At 71.5% G+C, this 19,342-nt stretch carries 14 protein-coding genes; 6 read left to right on the plus strand and 8 right to left on the minus strand.

Annotated features, from left to right (window positions below; all coding sequences use genetic code 11):
- Positions 1–67 precede the first annotated feature (67 nt).
- A complete protein-coding gene (locus tag ACIBQ8_RS17050; protein ID WP_397192363.1) occupies positions 68–922 on the minus strand; it encodes a TatD family hydrolase in 855 nt (284 codons plus the stop codon).
- A gap of 414 nt (positions 923–1,336) precedes the next feature.
- Here ACIBQ8_RS17050 and ACIBQ8_RS17055 point away from each other — a divergent pair, with 414 nt between their 5' ends.
- Both ACIBQ8_RS17055 and ACIBQ8_RS17060 read left to right on the plus strand, forming a co-directional pair.
- A complete protein-coding gene (locus ACIBQ8_RS17055; RefSeq protein WP_397192519.1) occupies positions 1,337–4,129 on the plus strand; it encodes an ATP-binding protein in 2,793 nt (930 codons plus the stop codon).
- 150 nt (positions 4,130–4,279) lie between these two features.
- Complete coding sequence (locus ACIBQ8_RS17060; protein ID WP_397192364.1) at positions 4,280–5,509, plus strand: FAD-dependent monooxygenase; 1,230 nt, start codon at positions 4,280–4,282, stop codon at positions 5,507–5,509.
- Here the strand turns inward: ACIBQ8_RS17060 and metG are convergent.
- On the minus strand, positions 5,454–7,235 hold the full coding sequence (gene metG, locus ACIBQ8_RS17065; protein ID WP_397176724.1) for a methionine--tRNA ligase: 1,782 nt from the start codon (positions 7,233–7,235) through the stop codon (positions 5,454–5,456). The two genes, ACIBQ8_RS17060 and metG, sit on opposite strands and share 56 nt — an antisense overlap.
- A 119-nt stretch (positions 7,236–7,354) precedes the next feature.
- On the minus strand, positions 7,355–8,575 hold the full coding sequence (locus ACIBQ8_RS17070; protein ID WP_397192365.1) for a glycosyltransferase: 1,221 nt from the start codon (positions 8,573–8,575) through the stop codon (positions 7,355–7,357).
- A 160-nt stretch (positions 8,576–8,735) separates the two neighbouring features.
- Here ACIBQ8_RS17070 and ACIBQ8_RS17075 point away from each other — a divergent pair, with 160 nt between their 5' ends.
- The gene (locus ACIBQ8_RS17075) at positions 8,736–10,223 is read left to right on the plus strand and encodes a hypothetical protein (RefSeq protein WP_397176720.1); all 1,488 of its coding nucleotides are present in this window, start codon (positions 8,736–8,738) and stop codon (positions 10,221–10,223) included.
- On the opposite strand, the gene ACIBQ8_RS17080 is transcribed toward ACIBQ8_RS17075, so the two are convergent.
- Both ACIBQ8_RS17080 and rsmI read right to left on the minus strand, forming a co-directional pair.
- Complete coding sequence (locus ACIBQ8_RS17080; RefSeq protein ID WP_397192366.1) at positions 10,159–11,736, minus strand: dolichyl-phosphate-mannose--protein mannosyltransferase; 1,578 nt, start codon at positions 11,734–11,736, stop codon at positions 10,159–10,161. The two genes, ACIBQ8_RS17075 and ACIBQ8_RS17080, sit on opposite strands and share 65 nt — an antisense overlap.
- Positions 11,737–11,741: 5 nt before the next feature.
- The gene (gene rsmI / locus ACIBQ8_RS17085) at positions 11,742–12,584 is read right to left on the minus strand and encodes a 16S rRNA (cytidine(1402)-2'-O)-methyltransferase (protein ID WP_387676853.1); all 843 of its coding nucleotides are present in this window, start codon (positions 12,582–12,584) and stop codon (positions 11,742–11,744) included.
- A 79-nt stretch (positions 12,585–12,663) separates the two neighbouring features.
- On the opposite strand from rsmI, the gene ACIBQ8_RS17090 reads away from it, so the two are divergent.
- Together ACIBQ8_RS17090 and ACIBQ8_RS17095 are read left to right on the plus strand one after the other, a co-directional pair.
- The gene (locus tag ACIBQ8_RS17090; RefSeq protein WP_397192367.1) at positions 12,664–14,295 is read left to right on the plus strand and encodes a dolichyl-phosphate-mannose--protein mannosyltransferase; all 1,632 of its coding nucleotides are present in this window, start codon (positions 12,664–12,666) and stop codon (positions 14,293–14,295) included.
- Positions 14,296–14,407: 112 nt separating this feature from the next.
- Complete coding sequence (locus tag ACIBQ8_RS17095) at positions 14,408–15,607, plus strand: hypothetical protein (RefSeq protein ID WP_397192368.1); 1,200 nt, start codon at positions 14,408–14,410, stop codon at positions 15,605–15,607.
- Here ACIBQ8_RS17095 and ACIBQ8_RS17100 read toward each other — a convergent pair.
- Entirely contained in the window at positions 15,594–15,992 is a 399-nt protein-coding gene (locus ACIBQ8_RS17100) for a MerR family transcriptional regulator (protein WP_397176715.1), read from the minus strand. The genes ACIBQ8_RS17095 and ACIBQ8_RS17100 overlap by 14 nt on opposite strands.
- Positions 15,993–16,083: 91 nt before the next feature.
- On the opposite strand from ACIBQ8_RS17100, the gene ACIBQ8_RS17105 reads away from it, so the two are divergent.
- A complete protein-coding gene (locus ACIBQ8_RS17105; protein ID WP_397192369.1) occupies positions 16,084–17,025 on the plus strand; it encodes a DUF5996 family protein in 942 nt (313 codons plus the stop codon).
- Between the two features lie 214 nt (positions 17,026–17,239).
- Here the strand turns inward: ACIBQ8_RS17105 and ACIBQ8_RS17110 are convergent, their stop codons facing one another.
- Positions 17,240–18,658, minus strand: coding sequence for an MFS transporter (locus tag ACIBQ8_RS17110; protein ID WP_397176711.1), 1,419 nt, complete (start codon positions 18,656–18,658; stop codon positions 17,240–17,242).
- The gene (locus ACIBQ8_RS17115) at positions 18,655–19,281 is read right to left on the minus strand and encodes a TetR/AcrR family transcriptional regulator (RefSeq protein ID WP_397176709.1); all 627 of its coding nucleotides are present in this window, start codon (positions 19,279–19,281) and stop codon (positions 18,655–18,657) included. The genes ACIBQ8_RS17110 and ACIBQ8_RS17115 overlap by 4 nt, the downstream gene beginning before the upstream one ends.
- Positions 19,282–19,342: the final 61 nt, after the last annotated feature.

The following is a 19,342-nucleotide window of genomic DNA, read 5'->3' on the forward strand; positions in this document are numbered from 1 at the left end:
GCCCGAACGCTAGCGGCGGCGGCGCGCCCGCCTCCACCGCTTCACGAAAAGCAGCACGGAAAGATGGTCACCACTCGCCGAAGACCGTGACTCCGTTGGTGCTGATCGCCGCGCACAACTCGTCCGGATGGACGCCCTTGACCTCGGCGAGGCAGCGCAGGGTGAGCGGGATGAGATAGGGGGCGTTGGGCTTGCCCCGGTACGGGACCGGCGGCAGGTAGGGGGCGTCGGTCTCGACGAGCATGAGCTCCACGGGGGCGACGGCGGCGGCCTCGCGCAGGTAGCCGGCGTTCTTGTAGGTGACCGGACCGGAGAAAGACATGAAATATCCAGCTTCCGCGCACTTTTTCGCCATTTCGGCGTCGCCTGAGTAGCTGTGGAACACCACCTTGTCCGGCGCGCCCTGCTCGGCCAGCACCTTCAGGACGTCGTCGTGCGCGTCCCGGTCGTGGATGACCAGCGCCTTGCCGGTGCGCTTGGCGATCTCGATGTGCGCGCGGAAGCTCGCGTGCTGGTCGTCCTTGCTCGCCCAGTCGCGGAAGTAGTCGAGGCCGGTCTCCCCCACCGCCCGGACGTCGGCCTGCCCGGCCAGCGTCTCGATCTCGGCCAGCACCTCGGGGGTCGCCTCGTGGGCCTCGTTGGGGTGGATGGCGACCCCGGCGTACACGCCTTCCTGCCCGGCCGCCACCTCGGCGTTCCAGCGCGAGGAGGGCAGGTCGTAGCCGATGGTGACGAGCCTGGTCACGCCGACCTCGCGGGCGTCCCGCAGGATGGACCGTACGGTGGCCGACGCCGCCTGGGCCGCCTGGGCCACCGGGTCTCCCGAGGACGCCTGCCTGTTGCCGACCATGATGTCCAGGTGGCAGTGGCTGTCGAACACCGGTGCGGAAAGCGGCTCGGGCGCGGCGGGAATCTTGCTCACGCATCTAAAGTAGCCTCCATGCGCTTCGGCATTCTCGGCAGCACCCGGGCATGGGACGCGGCCGGCGTCGACGTACCTCTGGGCGGTCCGGCCAGGCGCGCGCTGCTGGCGTTGCTGCTCGTCCGTCCGGGCGAGATCGTCAGCCAGGACCGCCTCGTCGACCTCCTGTACGGCGACCGCTCGCCGAAGAACGCCCAGCACGCCCTGCACTCCCAGGTCTCCCGGCTGCGGGGCGACGGGATCCCGGTCGAGCTGACCCCCGCCGGCTACCGGCTGCCGGCAGCCCCCGGCGACATCGACGCCGGCCGTTTCCTGCACCTCGCCGACACCGGCCGCGCCGCCCTCCTCGGCCACCACCCCGCCGAGACCGGCAGGGCGAACGAAGGCCGGGCCGACGCCGCCCTGGCCGGGACGTTGCTGCGGGAGGCGCTGGCCCTCTGGCGCGGGCCCGCGTTCGCCGACCTCGACCCCGTGCACGGCGCGCCGCTGGAGGAGCGCCGCCTGGCCGCGCTGGAGGACCGCATCGAGGCCGACCTGCGCTGCGGCGGCCACCAGGGCGTCATCCCCGAGCTCGGCGAGCTGGTCCAGCGCCACCCCCTGCGCGAGCGGCTGCGCGGCCAGCTCATGCGGGCGCTGCGCGCCGACGGCAGGCCGGCCGAGGCGCTGGTGCTCTACGAGGAGACCCGGCGGCTGCTGGCCGATGAGCTGGGCGCCGACCCCTCCCCCGAGCTCGCCGCCCTCCACCGGTCCCTCCTGCGCGGCGCGCCCAGCACGCCCCCGCCCCCGCCCCCGCCCGCGGCCCCGGCCCCGGCGCGACAGGCCGGGACGGGCGCAGCGGCGGCGCCGTTGCCCGGCAGGCTCACCAGCTTCGTCGGCCGCGACGGCGACCTGGCCGAGGTGCGGGCGCTGCTGGCCGCCGCCCGGCTCGTCACGCTGCTCGGCCCCGGCGGCGCGGGCAAGAGCCGGCTGGCGGTCGAGCTGGCCCGGGACCACCGCGACGCCGTCCTGGTCGAGCTGGCCCCGCTCGGCCCCGGGGCCGACCTCGCGCGGGCGGTCCTCGCCGCGCTGGGCGTGCGCGACGGCGCGCTGCTGGGGGCCGCGGCGCTGGGCGCGTCCGATGAGCCTGATCCCCTGGCCCGCCTGGTCGCGGTGCTCGCCGATCGGCCGGCCCTGCTGGTCCTGGACAACTGCGAGCACGTCGTCGGCGAGGCCGCGGCCCTGGCCGAGCGGCTGCTGTCGGCGTGCCCGGCGGTGCGGGTGCTGGCCACGAGCCGCGAGCCGCTCGCGATCACCCCCGAACACCTGTGGCCGGTACGCCCCCTCACCCCCTCCGACGCCCGCACGCTCTTCACCGACCGGGCCAAGGCCGTACGTCCTGGTTTCACCCCTGGTGAGCCGGTCGAACGCATCTGCGCCGCGCTCGACGGCCTCCCGCTGGCCATCGAGCTGGCGGCCGCCCGCATGCGTACGCACGAGGCCGGCGAGCTGGCCGAGCGCCTGGCCGGTCAGGGCCGGTTCAGCCTGCGCGGCAGCCGTACGGCCGAGGCCCGGCACCAGACGTTGCGCGCGGTCGTCGCCTGGAGCTGGGAACTGCTCACCGAGCCGGAACAGGCCATGGCCATGCGCCTGACCGTCTTCTCCGGCGGGGCCACCGCGGCCGCCGCGGCGGCTGTCTGCGGCCTGCCCGAGCACCTGCTCGACTCGCTGGCCGACAAGTCGCTCCTGGAGGTGGCGGGCGGCCGCTACCGCATGCTGGAGACGATCCGGGCGTTCTGCGCCGACCGGCTCGGCGAGGAGGCCGCGACCTTCCGGCGGGCGCACGCCGCGTACTTCCTGGCCCTGGCCGAGGAGGGCGACCCCCGGCTGCGGGGCGCGGAGCAGTTGCCGTGGCTGGCCCGGTTCGCGGCCGACCACGACAACCTCCAGGCGGCGCTGCGCTGGGCGGTGGAGCAGGGCGAGGTGGCGCTCGGCATGCGGCTGCTGGCCGCGCAGACGTTCTCGCTGTGGATGCGCGGCATGCGCACGGTCCCCGCCAAGGCGGCGGCGGCCCTGCTGGAGGGGGCCGGTCCACGGCCCGATCCCGCGCTGGGGGACGCGTACCTGCTGACCCTGCTCACCGCGGCGAGCGGGCGGCGCGAGCTGTGGGAGCGCCACAAGGACGGCGCCGAGACGATGATCGCGGCGGACGGCCTGCGCAACCCGGTCCTCACCTGCCTGTGGCCGATGGTCACCTCGGCGTCGGTCGACCCCGCCGTCACGATCGCGCTGATCCGGCGCGGCGAGCGCGGCCCCGACGCGTGGGAGCAGGCCGCCACCCGGCTGATCTGGGCCTACCCGCGGATGGCGGCGGGCGAGTTCGCCGCCGCCGAGGCGGACCTGACGGCGGCCCTCCAGGGTTTCCGCGGCCTCGGCGAGCGCTGGGGCTCGGCGATGACGCTCGACGCCCTGGCCTGGCTGGCCAGTACGTGCGGCGACGAGGCCACCGCGCTGGCCCGCACCGAGGAGGCCATCACGCTGGCCGAGCAGCTCGGCGCGGAGGAGGACCTGGCCGACCACTACTGCAACCGGGGCGATTACCGCATCCGGCTCGATCTGGCCGGCGCGCGGGCCGACTACGAGCGCGCGGCGGAGCTGGCCGGGCGTACCGGCGGCGCGATCCTGCCGGCGGCCCTGCGCGGCCTGGGCGACGTGGCGGTCCGCGAGGGCGACCTGGCGCGGGCCCGCGAGCTCTACGAGGAGGCGTTGCGCCGGTCCGACCCGGTCTGGGTGAAGACGTCCGGGAACATGGCCAGGCTGCTCGTCGGGCTCGGACGGCTGGCCGCGGCCGAGGGCGACCCGGCCGGGGCGCGGGCCTCCTACCTGCGGGCGATCGAGAGCACGGTCACGTCGGGCGCGCTGTCGGAGAGCGTCAGGGCGATCGAGGCGCTGGCGGTGCTGGCCTTCGACGACGATCCGGCCGCGGCGGCCACGCTGCTCGGCGCCGCCGTCGCGATCCGCGGCATCGACGTGCCCGAGGACGAGCACGTCGCCGGGCTGCCGGGGCGGCTGCGCGAGGCGCTGGGCGAGCAGGCGTACGCGGCGGCGCGCCGGGCGGGCGCGCGGCTCTCCCACCGGGAGGCGCTGATGCTGGCGGGCGTCCCGGCGGAGGTCATCGACGCCTCCCCCCTGCACTTCCTCGACGACTTCCCGCTCCAAGCCCCGGCCTGAGACGCGGAAGGCCGCGAGCAGGGGCGCAGAAGGCGGTGAGCGGGAGCGTAGAAGGCCGCGAGCAGGAGCGCGGAAGGCGTGAGCGGGGGCTTCGCCGGCGGTGAGTGCGGGGTGAGGGCGCGGTGAGCCGGGCCCGGCAGGCTCTGGGGCATGGACATCCTGATCTCCGGCGCGAGCGTCGCCGGCCCCGCCCTGGCCCTCCACCTGACCCGCTCCGGCCACCGCGTCACCGTCGTCGAGCGCGCCCCCGCGCTGCGTGAGGGCGGCTACTCCGTCGACTTCCGCGGCGAGGCGCACATGACCGCGCTGCGCGCGCTCGGCGTCCTCGCCGACGTCGAACGCCTCCAGACCCACATGGGCGACATGTCGTACGTCAACGAGTCCGGCAGGAAGCTCGCCTCCGTGCCCGGCGACCTGTTCTCCGGCGACGTCGAGATCCTCCGCGGCGACCTGGCCCGCATCCTCTACGACGCCACCAAGGACGGCGCCGAGTACGTCTTCGGCGATTCCATCACCTCCCTCGCCCAGGACGCGGACGGGGTGACGGTGACGTTCGAGCGGGGCGCGACGCGCAGGTTCCACCTCGTGGTGGGCGCGGACGGCCTGCACTCCAACGTGCGCTCGCTGGCCTTCGACGCGCCGGAGGCCGCCGTCACCAGCCACCTCGGGCTCTACTGCGCGGTGTTCACCCTCGACAACTACCTGAACCTCGACCACACGGGCCTGCTCTACAGCACGCCGGGCAAGACGGTCGGCCTCTACAGCGCCAGGAACAACACCGAGGCCAAGGCCATGTTCTACTTCGGCTCACCGCCGCTGGAGCACGACCGCCGGGACGTCACCCGCCAGAAGGAGCTGCTGGCCGAGGCGTACCGGGGGGTCGGCTGGGAGACGCCGAAGCTGCTGCGCAGGATGTGGGACGCGGACGACTTCTACTTCGACTCGACCAGCCAGGTGCACCTGGACGCGTGGTCGCGCGGCCGGGTGGTGCTGATCGGCGACGCCGCCTGCTGCCCGTCGCCGCTGTCGGGCATGGGCACGGGCCTCGCGCTGATCGGCGCGTACGTGCTGGCGGGCGAGCTGGCCGCGGCCGGCGGCGACCACCGGACCGCGTTCGCCCGCTACGAGCAGGAGGTGCGCGCCTACGCCACCGGCTGCCAGAAGTCGGCCGTGGGCGTCAGCAAGTTCATGGTGCCGGAGAGCCGGCTGATGGCCTGGTTCATGAACCAGAACTACAAGATCATGCCGTATCTGCCGTGGAAGGGCATGATGGCGAAGTCCGTCAGGAAGACGGCCTCCGCCATCACGCTCAAGGACTACGGCCTCAGTCGGCCAGCCGGCCAAGCTCCTCTTCGACGACCTTCTGGTCGAGCTTCTTGAACAGCGGCACGGGCGGCGCGAGCGGGGTGCCCGGCTTGATCGGCCGGTGCTCCCAGCGCGCGGCGCCGTCGTACTCGCCGGTGATGACGGGGTAGGGGGCGCCGCCGTCCTCGTCGACCTCGCGGATCTCCGGCATGCCCGACCAGACGCCCTGGCCGCCGAGCATCGAGAAGACCTTGTTGGACGAGCCCGGCAGGAACGGCGTGAGCATCGTCTTGGCGTCGTCGACGACCTGGAGGGCGACGTGGAGGATCGACTTCTGCCGCTCGGTGTCGTCCTTGAGCTTCCAGGGCTCCTGCTCGGCCAGGTACTTGTTGGCCTCGCGGACGACGTCGAACGCCTCGGTGATCGCGTTCTTGAACCGCGACCTGCCCAGCTCGGCGCCCACCGGGGCGAACGCGTTGCGCGAGCGCTCCAGCATGGCCCGGTCGGCGTCGGTCAGGTCGCCGGCCTCGGGCACGACGCCGAAGTTCTTGGAGGCCATCGAGATCGACCGGTTGACCAGGTTGCCCCAGGCGGCGACGAGCTCGCCGTTGTTGCGGTTGACGAACTCCTGCCAGGTGAAGTCGGTGTCCTGGTTCTCGGGGCCGGCCACGGCGATGTAGTAGCGCAGGGCGTCGGCGTCGTAACGCGCCAGGAAGTCGCGTACGTAAATTACTACTTGCCTGGAGGAGGAGAACTTCTTGCCCTCCATCGTCAGGAACTCGCTGGAGACCACCTCGGACGGCACGTCGAGCGCGCCGAGCGCGCCGGGCGAGCCGCCGCGCGCGCCGATGCCGCTGTAGCCGAACAGCATCGCCGGCCAGATCTCGGCGTGGAAGACGATGTTGTCCTTGCCCATGAAGTAGTAGCCGCGGGCGTCGGGGTTCTGCCACCACTGGCGCCAGGCGTCGGGGTCGCCGGAGCGCCTGGCCCACTCGATGGAGGCCGACAGGTAGCCGATGACCGCGTCGAACCACACGTAGAGGCGCTTGTTGGGCTGGTCGCGCCACCCCTCCAGCGGGATCGGCACCCCCCAGTCGAGGTCGCGGCTGATCGCGCGGGGCTGGAGGTCGCCGAGCAGGTTGAGGGCGAACTTCAGCACGTTGGGCCGCCACTCGCCCTGCTTGGACTGCAGGTAGGAGCCCAGGACCTCGGCGAAGGCGGGCAGGTCGAGCATGAAGTGCTCGGTCTCGACGAAGACGGGGGTCTCGCCGTTGATGCGGCTCTTGGGGTTGATGAGCTGGATCGGGTCGAGCTGGTTGCCGCAGTTGTCGCACTGGTCGCCGCGCGCGCCATCGTAGCTGCAGATGGGGCAGGTGCCCTCGATGTAGCGGTCGGGCAGGGTACGGCCGGTCGAGGGCGAGATCGCGCCCATCGTGGTCTTGGGGAAGATGTAGCCGTTGTCGTAGAGGCCCTTGAAGATCTGCTGCGTGACGGCGTAGTGGTTCTTCGTCGTGGTCCGGGTGAACAGGTCGTAGGAGAGCCCGAGGCCGGTCAGGTCTTCGGCGATCACCCTGTTGTACCGGTCGGCCAGCTCGCGGGCGCTGACGCCCTCCTTGTCGGCCTGCACCTGGATCGGAGTGCCGTGCTCGTCGGTGCCGGACACCATCAGCACCTTGTTGCCCGCCATCCGCTGGTAGCGGCTGAAGACGTCGGACGGCACGCCGAAACCCGAGACGTGCCCGATGTGGCGGGGGCCGTTAGCGTACGGCCACGCGACGGCGGTCAAGATGTGCTGGGACATGTGCTTAGCCTACGGGGCGCGGCCCTGCTCCTCGTCCAAACCCCCAACCCCCACGCGGAAAGACGGGAGCCGGCGCCGGCACGTGGCCGGCGCCGGCTCCCACCGGGACGCGGAGGACCCTAGCGCTTGGACTTCTCCAGGGAGACCGCCTCGGCGGCCTCCTCGGCCGCCTTGGCGGCCACGTCGATCGAGCTCTCCTTGGTACGGCGGATGCCGAGGATGCTGATGAACAGCGAGGCGAAGATCGTCTGGAAGCTCATGACGAGCGCCGTGGCGGCCGGGACGACCATGCGCAGCGACTCGCGCGGGTCGAGCGCGCCGAAGCTGCGCACCTGCCAGTGGACCAGCGACATCACCAGGCCGACGAGACCGGCCAGCGCCAGCAGGCCGCCGACCACGAGGCCCTTCTCCAGGGTCACGATGTCGATGATCTTCCGGATCCGCCGCGACTCGGGCAGGAAGCCCTCCTCGGCCGCGTAGACCTTCGTGAACACCGCGAACAGCGCCGCCTGGAAGCCGATCACGACCAGCGCCGACGACCCGACCAGGGTGTCGACGTCGAAGGCCAGCTCGCCGATCTCCACCGGCCCGAACGTCAGCGCCGTGCCCGCGACCAGGCCGAGGGCCATGAGGAACACGCCGGGGTAGAAGAACAGCCACTTGGGGCTGTAGAGCAGCAGGAAGCGCAGGTGGCGCCAGCCGTCGCGCCAGGAGCGCAGGTGGGGCGGGCGCGAACGGCCGTCGGGCGAGAGCGTGGTGGGCACCTCGCGCACGTCGAGGCCGGACAGCGTGGAGCGGACGACCATCTCGGAGGCGAACTCCATGCCGCCGGTCTGGAGGTGCAGGCGCAGGATGGAGTCGCGCCGGAAGCCACGCAGGCCGCAGTGGAAGTCGCCGATGGCCGACGGGAAGAACAGCCGGCCGATGAACGACAGCACCGGGTTGCCCAGGTAGCGGTGGAGCGGGGGCATGGCCCCGGGGGCGATGCCGCCCTTGAAGCGGTTGCCCATCACGAGGTCGGCGCCGTCGCGGAGCTGCTCGACGAACGGGAGCAACGAGGTGAAGTCGTAGGAGTCGTCGGCGTCGCCCATGATCACGTACTTGCCGCGGGCGGCGCGGATGCCGCCCATGAGGGCGTTGCCGTAGCCCTTCTCGTCGATGTGGACGACACGGGCGCCGGCATCACGAGCGAGCTGCTGCGAGCCGTCCGTGCTGCCGTTGTCGGCGATCAGGACTTCCCCTTCGATTCCGTGCTCCTCCATGCACGCCAATGCCTTGCGCACACAGACTTCCACGGTCTCCGCCTCGTTGAGGCAGGGCATGACCACCGTCAGTTCCACGTCTCAACCCTTCAGTAATAAGGCTCTTCCAGTGAACCATCATGCCCTGTGCCCGGCGTGCTCGGGTCAAGACCTAAAAACGACTGGCATTCTTTACAGCATGGTGAGCGTCGCGGAGATTACCCCTGTGGACCACTCCGCTCCTGGCCGGGCAGCTCGCGTGCTGTCCCTCGTGCGCCGTCATCGCGTGTTCGCCGTGGCCTTCGGCGTCGGCGCCGTGCTGCGGCTGATCACCATGCTCGGTTACGGCCCGGCGATGTGGTTCAACGACTCCTACGAGTACGTCAACGTGGCGCTGCACCCCAGGCCCCACCCGATCAGGCCCGACGGCTACAGCTTCTGGCTGATGCTGCTCAAGCCGTTCCACAGCTTCACGCTGGCCATCTTCACGCAGCACCTGATGGGCCTGGCCGCGGCCGCGCTCATCTACGCCCTGCTGCGCTGCAAGTTCGCGCTGCCCAAGTGGGGGGCGACGCTGGCGGCGGCGCCGGTGCTGTTCGACGCCTACCAGATCCAGCTCGAGCAGATGGTCATGTCCGACACCCTGTTCACGCTGCTGGTCGTGGGCGTGGTGACGCTGGTGCTGTGGAAGCGGCGGCTGTCGTGGCGGGCCGGGATCGTGGTCGGGCTGCTGCTCGCGCTGACCTGGCTGACCCGGTCGATCGGCATGCCGATCCTCGGGCTCGTGGTGCTCTACCTGATCGTCCAGCGCACGGGGTGGCGGCCGATCGTGGCGGTCATCGCGGCGTGCGCGGTTCCCGTACTTAGCTATATGGGGTGGTTTTCTACAAATTACGGCAAATTCGCCATGACCAACAGCGACGGGCTCATCCTCTACATGCGTACCGCGATCTTCGCCGACTGCAACGAGATGAAGATCGACAAGTACAAAGAGGTCCAGCTCCTCCTGTTGTGCATCAACGACCCGGTCAACCAGCGCAAAGACTACGCACAGTGGTATCTGTGGGGTCAGGGCAACGGCGACGGCACGGGCACCGGCGAGGTCCTCCACCGGTGGGGCATCAACAAGAAGTTCAGCGGCATCACCAACGACGCGGCCAGCGCGTTCGCGACGCGGGCGATCCTGTCCCAGCCGGGCGACTACCTGAAGGTGGTCGCGCGCGACTTCTTCCGCTCCTTCCACTGGGGACGGCCGCGCTTCCCGGACGAGTCGACGTACAACATGTACCAGTTCAAGCCCTATTACGAGGTGGACGACACCGGGCGGCCCAAGCGCCTGCCGAAGTGGTCCTCCTACGGGGGCGGCCACACCGACACCGACGCGTTCAGCTACGAGCAGGGCCCGCCCGAGACCAGGATCGTCCACCCGTGGGCGGACATCATGAGCGGCTACCAGAAGATCTTCTACCTGCGCGGCATCATGCTCGGCGGCATCATGCTGATCGGCCTGTACGGCATCGTCGTCCGCTGGCGCAGGTTCGGCGGCCCGGTGGCGCTGCCCTGGCTGGGGGCGTTCGGGCTGTTGCTGGCCCCGGCGGCGACGGCCGAGTTCGACTACCGCTACGTGCTGCCGGCCGTCCCGCTGGCCTGCATCGCGGCGGCCATCACGCTGCGCAAGGGCGTCACTTGGGGGCGGCGGTCACCCAAGAGCGCATCAGCATCCGAGCCCACCACTGTGCCTGCGTGAGCGTCTCGCCCGTGAGCACCGGCTGCAGCCACCAGAAGTTGATCAGCACGATCATCGCGAACGCGCCCGCGAACGCCGCCCCGACGGCCCTGCGCGTGGGCGGCGCGTCGGCCTGGCCGAGCACGAGCCCGGCCATCAGCACCACCGCCAGCACCATGAACGGCACCACCGGCAGCATGTAGAACAGGTACATCGTGCGGTCGTCGGCCAGGGCGTAGTAGAACCAGGGCAACCACCCCATCCCGTACGCCAGCAGCACCGCCCCGGCCCGCCAGTCGCGCCTCCTGACGTACAGGACGGCCGTGCCCGCCAGCGCGATCAGCGCGCCGAACCACAGGGCGGGCGTGCCGACCCCGTGGATCGCCTGCGCGCACGCGGAGGCCCCGCACGCCGACGGCGGCACGTCGGCGGGGTAGTAGAACGACACCGGGCGGACGAGCAGCGGCCACGTCCAGGGGTCGGACATGTACTGGTGATACTCGTGCACCCCGCTGTGGAAGGTGAAGACCTGCCACTGGTACTGGACCCATGAGCGCATGGAGTCGAACAGGAAGAAGAAGGGGCCGGAGGAGGTGGCCTGGTCCCAGTTGCGGCCGTAGCCGTTCGCGGAGGCGAACCAGCCGGTCCAGGTGGCCATGTAGGCCACGAAGGGGATGACGGTGAAGGACAGCAGGGCGTGGGGGAGGTCTTTGTTCCAGGCTCCGGCGTAGGGGCGTTTGAGTCCGATGGCTCGGCGGGCGCCGAAGTCCCACATGAGGGACATGATGGCGAAGGCGACGGCGAAGGCGAGTCCGGACCATTTGACGGACATGGCAAAAGCGAGGCAGACGCCGGCGGCCAGCCGCCAGGGGCGGGCTCCGAGCCAGGGGCCGTGGGGTGTGACGGGCGAGTTCTCGTACCAGGCGACGAGCCGTTCGCGGGCGCGGTCGCGGTCGACCACCAGGCAGGCGAACGCGGCCAGCACCCAGAACATGAGGAACACGTCCAGCAGCGCGGTGCGCGACAGCACGTAGTGCAGGCCGTCGAGGGCGAGCAGCAGACCGGCGAAGCAGCCCAGCAGCGTGGAGCGGGTCATCCGGCGCGCCACCCGGGCCAGGACCAGGATCGACAGCGTGCCGATCAGCGCCGCGGCGAACCGCCACCCGAACGGGTTGAGCCCGAACAGCCACTCACCCGCGCCGATCATCCATTTGCCGAGCGGCGGATGCGCGACGAACGAGGCGCAGTCGGACGACCGGGGGCACTGGCGGAAGATGTCCAGGTTCCCGGCGATGAGCCGCCGGTCGGCGACCGGGTTCTTGGCGTCGCCCAGCATCGCGCGCTCGACGCCGTGCCTGAGCAGGGACCAGGCGTCCTTGGCGTAGTAGGTCTCGTCGAAGACGACGGCCTTCGGCTCACCGAGGCGGAGGAAACGCAGCAGCCCGCCGAAGAGGGCGACCAGCAGCGGCCCCGCCCAGCCTAAGAGGGGCCGCCCCTGGAACGGCGGGACCAGCCGTCGTGCCGTCTCCCCCATGTCGATCACCCTATGCGTTTGTGCACCAGGTCATAAAGCTCGCGTCTCGGCACGCCCGCGCCCTTGGCCACGTCGGCGATGGCGATCTTCCGCTGCTCGCCCTCGGCCACCCGGCGATCGACCTCGGCGACCAGCTCGTCCATGTCGGGCTCGCCCGCCCCCGGCACGCGGCCCGCGACGACCACGGTGATCTCGCCCTTGACGCCGCCCGCGGCCCACTCGGCCAGCTCGCCGAGACCGCCGCGGCGCACCTCCTCGTACGTCTTGGTCAGCTCGCGGCAGACGGCGGCGGGCCGGTCGGGCCCGAACGCCTCGGCCATCGCGCCCAGCGACTCGGCCAGCCGGTGGGGGGCCTCGAAGAAGACCATCGTCCGCTCCTCGGCCGCCAGCGCGGACAGCCGCCGCGCCCGGTCGCCGGTCTTGCGCGGCGGGAAGCCCTCGAAGCAGAACCTGTCGCTGGCCAGCCCCGACACGGCGAGGGCCGTGGTGACGGCGCTCGGCCCCGGCAGCGCGGTCACCGTGATGCCCGCCTCGACCGCCAGGTGGGTCAGGCGGTAGCCGGGGTCGGACACCCCGGGCATCCCGGCGTCGGTGATGACCACGACCGTGCGGCCCTGTCTCAGCGCCTCGACGAGCTCCTGGGCGCGGCCCGCCTCGTTCTGGTCGTAGTAGGACACCACCCGGCCGCTGATCTCCACGCCCAGCTCGGTGGCGAGCCTGCGCAGCCGTCTGGTGTCCTCGGCGGCCACCACGTCGGCGTCGGCGAGCACCTCCCTCAGCCGCGGCGAGACGTCACCCGCCTGACCGATGGGGGCTCCGGCCAGCACCAACCTGCCTTCTCCAGTCACCCGACCATTGTGGCAGGGCATACCAATTAGACCGTGATTCTTGCAGTACCTAACGGCTTGGGGCCCGTACGATGTCCGAATGGCGGTGACCGATTCCCCGTACCAGGCCTACGACAACCCGGAGGTCGGCGAGAGCCAATCGCAGACGCGGTCCCTGCGTGACCGGGTGATCCCCCCCATGCGTGGCAGCGTCCTGTGGGGGTGGGTCGGCCCGCTGCTGGTCACGCTCTTCGGCGGCATCCTGCGCTTCGTCAACCTGGGCCACCCGCGGGCCGTGGTGTTCGACGAGACCTACTACATGAAGGACGCCTTCTCCCTGATCAACTGGGGCGTCGAGCGCGTCACGATCAAAGACGCGGACAAGGCGATCCTGGCCGGGAAGACCGACATCTGGCAGTCGTGCACGCAGGAGACGCTCGACAAGTGCGCCTCGTACGTGGTGCACCCCCCGCTCGGCAAATGGATGATCGGCGCGGGTGAGTGGCTGTTCGGGCTCAACCCGTTCGGGTGGCGGTTCGCCGCGGCGCTGATCGGCACGCTGTCGATCCTGGTCCTGGCCCGGGTGGCGCGCCGGATGACCCGCTCCACGCTGCTGGGCTGCTTCGCCGGTCTGCTGCTCGCCCTCGACGGCCTGCACTACGTGCTGTCGCGGACCGCGCTGCTGGACGTGTTCCTCATGTTCTGGGTGCTGGCCGCGTTCGCCTGCCTGGTGGTCGACCGCGACCGGGCCCGCGAACGGCTCGTCGCCTGGTACGAGAACTCACCCGTCACACCCCACGGCCCCTGGCTCGGAGCCCGCCCCTGGCGGCTGGCCGCCGGCGTCTGCCTCGCCTTCGCCATGTCCGTCAAATGGTCCGGACTCGCCTTCGCCGTCGCCTTCGCCATCATGTCCCTCATGTGGGACTTCGGCGCCCGCCGAGCCATCGGACTCAAACGCCCCTACGCCGGAGCCTGGAACAAAGACCTCCCCCACGCCCTGCTGTCCTTCACCGTCATCCCCTTCGTGGCCTACATGGCCACCTGGACCGGCTGGTTCGCCTCCGCGAACGGCTACGGCCGCAACTGGGACCAGGCCACCTCCTCCGGCCCCTTCTTCTTCCTGTTCGACTCCATGCGCTCATGGGTCCAGTACCAGTGGCAGGTCTTCACCTTCCACAACGGGCTGGAGACGTCCCATCCGTACATGTCGGAGCCCTGGCAGTGGCCGCTGCTGCTGCGTCCCGTGGCCTTCTTCTACGAGGGCAAGCAGAACGTCTGCGGGGCCAAGGACTGCTCGGAGGCGGTGCTCGGCGTGGGCACGCCGGTGATCTGGTTCGGCGCGCTGGCCGCGCTGGTGGCCCTGATCGCCTGGTACGTCTCCTCGCGCGACTGGCGGGCGGGGGCCGTGCTGCTGGCGTACGCGATGGGGTGGCTGCCCTGGTTCTACTTCGCCATCTCCGAGAACCGCACGATGTTCCTGTTCTACGCGATCCCCATGGTGCCGTTCATGATCCTGGCGCTGACGTTGTGCGCCGGGTTGCTCATCGGGCCCGCCACGCCGACGGAGAGCGGGGCCATGCCGATGCGCCGCACGCTGGGGGCCGCGGTGGTCGGCGCGTACGCGCTGCTGGCACTGATCAACTTCTGGTGGTTGCACCCGATCCTGTCCGCCGAGGTGATCCCGTACACCGAGTGGAAGGCCCGGATGCTGTTCGACAAACGATGGATCTGACCCGCTCACTGTAGGTAAACATCGGTTTCGTAGGGTAGTCGCTGTGCAAGACCCAATACGCACCGCATTCGGTCATCGTCATAGCTGGGTTCGATACGGCAAACTTCGAGGCATGAGTGCACCGGATGTCACCGCCCTTCTCGCCGAGTTGGAGCGATCTCAGCCGGACCTGGCCGAGGAGGCCAGGACCGCCGTCGAATGGTTGACGGGTGGGGAGCCGCTGGAGACGGTGACCCAGCTCGACGTCTGCGAGTTCCTCTGGTACACGCTTCCGATCAAGGTGGGCCCGCTCCGGCCCGGAGGCGACCACGAACGCCTGTCCCGCTCGCTCGGGCGGCTGCTGCAACTCGGCGGCATGGAACGTTACGCCGCCCTGTGCGTGTCCCCCACCACCGCGCAGATCCTGCGCACCTACGCCCAGGAGGGCGAGGACGCCGGCACCAGCGCCTACCAGAAGGCCCTGGAGGCCACGGGCGTGCTCCCGCCCGACGTGCCCGAGCTGCAATGGAGCATGATCATGGGCCCGGAGGAGCTGGGCGCGCACGTGGCCTGCTCCGCGGCGCTCGAACTGGCGATCGTCGCCGGCGACGACCTCGACCGCACCGCGCTCACCCGCCGCTGGCTCACCGAGCCCCGCGCCGAGCTGGGCGGCGACAGCTGGCTCAACCGCGTGCACGGCGAACGGCTCAACCGCTGGGTGCTCGGCCGCGGCCCGGCCAGGCGGGAGCTGGCGCAGCCGTTCGAGGTGCGCCTGCACGCGCCGGTCACGCCGCAGCCCCTGCCCGCCCTGCGCAAGCTGTTGTCCCTGGCCGCCTCCGAGGGCAGCCTGCCGCTCCGGCTGGCCCCCTCGCCCGCGGCGCTGCGGCTGCGCGAGCTGGCCGAGCGCGAGCTCGGCGCGATCAGCCGCGACGGCGCCCGGCTGGCCATCACCGACTACGGCCGGCACCTGCTGGGCTCGCCGGAGGCCATGTGGGAGGCGGTCACCCGGCTGCTGCTGGCCAGGGGCGAGCACGAGTTCGAGGTCTCGGCCCGCGAGGCCACGCTCATGCTGCTGGCCGACGGCGTCCTGATGTCCCCCGCCCAGTTGCGCGAACGGGTGGCCGAGGTGGTGGGCGGTGAGGGCTGGCATCCGGCCACGACCCTCGACGACGTCACCGCGCCGGTCGCCGACCTGGTCTCCCAGCTCACCGCGCTGGGCCTGGCCTACAGCGACGACCTGGTCGTCCGGATGGACCGGCCCGGCCAGTACGCGGCCCTGGCCGCGCTGCGCGCCCACGCCCTGCGCCCGCGCAAGTACGTCAGCTCTGGTTGACGGCCTTCACGGCGCGCTTGAACTCGGGGCACTCGACCAGCGGGTCGTGCTCGCACACGGCGGCGTGGCGCAGGCTGTCGCGCAGCCGGGTGAGCTGCTGCACCCGCTGGTCGACCTCGCGTTCCTTGGCGGCCATGCGCTCGCGCAGCCGCGTGTCGGCCGGCCGGGCGCGCAGGAACTCGGCGATCTCCGACAGCGTGAACCCCGCGTCGCGGGCGCAGGTGATCAGCGCCAGCCGGTCGAGCGTCTCGGGCAGGTAGACGCGGCGCAGGCCGTTGCGGCCCTCGGCCTCGATGAGCCCCTTGCGCTCGTAGAAGCGCAGCGCGGACGCGGCCAGCCCGGTACGCCTGGCCACCTCGCCAATGTCGATCAACGTGTCCCGCATGCCCCGGCTCCTCGACTTGAACCACCCTTCAAGCCGGATATTAGCGGAGACCCACCGAAGAATGGTTACGCAGCGTAGTTACGATGGACACATGGAGCTCTTTCCGGCCATGCCACTCGAAGAGTGGGCCGACACCAAGGAGACCTTCCACCGCTTCGCGCAGATCGTCGGGAAAATCCGGCTGACGGTGAGTAACCGGCGTAACCACTGGTGGCAGGTGCCGTTCCATCTGACGGGGCGCGGCCTGACGACGCGTCCCATGGGCGGGCTCGGCGAGCAGCCGCTGTTCTGCATGGACTTCGACCTCGTCCGCCACCGCCTGGTGATCGACGTGCTGGACGGCCGCAGCGCCGAGTTCAGCATGATCGGGCTGTCGGTGGCCGCGTTCCAGTCCCGGCTCTTCCAGACGCTGGCCGACCTGGGGATCCGGCCGGAGATCTGGGCGGTGCCCTACGACCTGGACGACGAGACGCCGTTCGCCGAGGACACCCGCCACGCGCACTATGACCCCGTCCTGATCAACCGATGCTGGCGGATCCTGTCGCAGGTGGCGCAGCTGCTCGACCGGTTCGCCGCGGACTTCGGCGGCAAGATCAGCCCGGTGCACCACTTCTGGCACACCTTCGACATCGCGGTCACCCGCTTCACCGGACGTCCGGCCGAGGTGCCGGAGGAGGCCGACCCGGTCACGCGGGAGGCGTACAGCCGGGAGGTGATCAGCGCGGGGTTCTGGTTCGGCGACAAGGAACGGCCCTGGCCGGCGTTCTACTCCTACACCGCGCCCGAGCCGGAGGGGCTGGAGCGGGAGCCGCTGCTGCCCGAGCAGGCCGAGTGGCTGCCCGCGCGTGGCAGCCATCTGGCCGTGCTGCGCTACGACGACGTGCGGGCCATGGGCGATCCCGTGGCGGGCGTGCTGGAGTTCCTGCAGAGCGCCTACCAGGCCGGGGCCAAGCTGACCCACCTGGACGCCGAGGAGCTGGCCTGCCCCGGCGGCATCACCGACCCGTACTACGTGAAGAACCGCCCGGCCTGAACGACGCGAAAGCCCGCCCTCCGGAGAGGGCGGGCTTCCACGTGTGCGTGTACCGGTGTGCAGGTCGCCTCTCGGCGAAAGGCACAACGCGGCTCCAGCCGAACGGTAGTCCGCGAAGGCAATAGGTGAGGCCCGGGGACACTGGACACACCGGTCACGGTTTATGTAACGGGGGTCCCCCCAGGAACATTCCCCGTGTGCCCCCCGACTCCGCTCAGGTCCGGGCGGCGGCCGGCTGCCGGGCCGGCAGCCCGCTCTCGCGGACCAGCAGCAGGACGGCGAAGGCCAGCAGGCCCGCGACACCGCCGGTCCAGGCGACGGTGGAGCCCACGGCCGCCGCGCTGACCTGCGCGCCGATGAGCGACTGGGCGCAGGCCAGGCCGAAGGAGCCGCCGAGCTGCTTCGACAACGCCGAGCCCGCGGTGGCCGTGCCCATGTCGGCGTGCGGGACGCTCCCCTGCGTGGCGATGGTGAGCCCGCCCATGGCCGGACCCGTGCCGAGCCCCACGAGCAGCAGCCAGACCCCGACCAGGTACGGCGAGGTGCGCGGCCCGAGCGCGGCGAAGGCGAGCGTGCCGGCGGTGACCAGCGCCGCCCCGGCCAGCAGCACCGGCCTGGTGCGGCCGGACCGCAGCACGAGGACGGCCGTCAGCCGGTTCCCGGCGATCATGCCCACCAGCATCGGGAGCAGCAGCAGGCCGGAGACCGTGGCCGAGTAGGCGCGTACGTGCTGGAGGTAGAGCGGCAGCAGCACGCCCGCGGGCAGCCCCGCCACCTGGAAGAAGAACCCGCCCGCGAGCAGCGCCGCGTACGTGCGGCGGCGCATCAGCCGCGGCGGCAGCACCGGCGTGTCCGCCCGCCGCTCGACGGGGACGAGCGCCACCAGCAGCGCCACCCCGCCGAGCAGCGAGCCGAGCACGGCCGGATCGCTCCAGCCGCGGCCGGTGTTGCCCTTGAGGCTCAGGCCGACCAGCACCAGCGACAGGCCCGCGGTGAGCAGCGCGATCCCGGCCGCGTCGAGCCTGCCCGAGGCGCGCGGCGGACGCCGGTCGGGCAGCAGCAGCGCGATCAGCGCGGCCGCGAGCGCCCCGGCGGGCAGGTTGACCAGGAACGCCCAGCGCCAGCCCGCGTGGTCGGCGAGCAGGCCCCCGAGCAGCGGCCCGCCGACCATCCCGACGATCATCATCGCGGCCAGCAGGGTCTGCATGCGGATCAGGCCCTCGCCGCGGTGCGGCGGATGGAGGTCGCGGATCAGGGCCATGCCCAGGGTGAGCAGCGCGCCCGCGCCGACCCCCTGGACGGCCCTGCTGACGATCAGGACCTCCATCGAGCCGGCGAGCCCGCAGGCCAGGGAGCCGGTCAGGAAGATCGCGATGCCGGAGAGGAGGAGGCGGCGGCGGCCGTACAGGTCGGAGAAGCGGCCGTAGATGGGGACGCTCACGGACGAGGTGAGCAGGTAGGCGGTGATCAGCCAGACGTACCAGGAGGTGGTGCCGCCGACCTGCGCGACGATGCGCGGGAGCGCGGTGCCGACGACGGTGCCGTCGAGCATGCCCAGGAAGGCGCAGCCGAGTAAGGCGAAGGTGGCCGCCGCGCGGCGGCGGGGCGCGAGGTCCTCGTAGAGGTCGGTCAAGGGCGGTCGCCCGCCGCGAGCGCGCCGTTCAGGAACAGGTCCACCAGCTCGTCCGAACCCAGCGGGGACGGGCCGCGGCCGGCCGCCATCACCAGGAACTGGAACGCCTCGGCCAGGCGCTCGGGGGCCAGCCTGAGCCGGTCGCGCTCGGGCTCGAACAGCCCGGCCAGCGCCTCGCGGGAGGCCGCCATCGACTCCTCCCGCCCGGACCCGGGCCGCTCGCCTTCCGCGCGGGACTCGCCTGCGGGGGCGGGCCGGCGCAGGCCGCCCGTGGTGGCGAGGGCGCCCGCGACCGCGCCCATCCTGGCCAGGTAGCCGCGCAGCGCCTCGGCGGCCTCCACCAGCCGGTCGGCCAGCGGCAGGTCGAGGGAGATCGCGGACACGTGGGCGAGGGTGTCGTCGGGGCGCAGCGCCTCGGCCATGCAGGCGGCCAGCAGCGCCTCCTTGTCGCCGAAGGCGCGGAAGATCGTGCCCTCGCCGATGCCGGCCGCGCGGGCTACCTGGGCGGTGGTCACGGAAGTGCCGTACTCCACCACCAGGGGGAGTGCGGCCCTCACGATCATCTCGCGGCGTCGTTCCGGGCTCATCGCCGGCGCTCTCCGCCGGCTCGTCTCGTTCGTCATACCGGCGACGATACGGAGTGAGTACTCACTCCGTCAAGGGCACGACCGTCGCCGTGGCACC

Origin of the sequence: Nonomuraea sp. NPDC049646 (genome assembly GCF_044465525.1) — a bacterium.
Lineage (GTDB): Bacteria > Actinomycetota > Actinomycetes > Streptosporangiales > Streptosporangiaceae > Nonomuraea.

Excerpts from the sequence above, each read along its gene's own strand:
- ACIBQ8_RS17090 (WP_397192367.1), top strand. The coding sequence starts at position 12,664 with ATGGCGGTGACCGATTCCCCGTACCAGGCCTACGACAACCCGGAGGTC.
- ACIBQ8_RS17115 (WP_397176709.1), bottom strand. The coding sequence starts at position 19,281 with ATGACGAACGAGACGAGCCGGCGGAGAGCGCCGGCGATGAGCCCGGAA.
- ACIBQ8_RS17095 (WP_397192368.1), top strand. The coding sequence starts at position 14,408 with ATGAGTGCACCGGATGTCACCGCCCTTCTCGCCGAGTTGGAGCGATCT.
- ACIBQ8_RS17080 (WP_397192366.1), bottom strand. The coding sequence starts at position 11,736 with ATGGGGGAGACGGCACGACGGCTGGTCCCGCCGTTCCAGGGGCGGCCC.
- metG (WP_397176724.1), bottom strand. The coding sequence starts at position 7,235 with ATGTCCCAGCACATCTTGACCGCCGTCGCGTGGCCGTACGCTAACGGC.
- ACIBQ8_RS17100 (WP_397176715.1), bottom strand. The coding sequence starts at position 15,992 with ATGCGGGACACGTTGATCGACATTGGCGAGGTGGCCAGGCGTACCGGG.
- ACIBQ8_RS17060 (WP_397192364.1), top strand. The coding sequence starts at position 4,280 with ATGGACATCCTGATCTCCGGCGCGAGCGTCGCCGGCCCCGCCCTGGCC.
- ACIBQ8_RS17105 (WP_397192369.1), top strand. The coding sequence starts at position 16,084 with ATGGAGCTCTTTCCGGCCATGCCACTCGAAGAGTGGGCCGACACCAAG.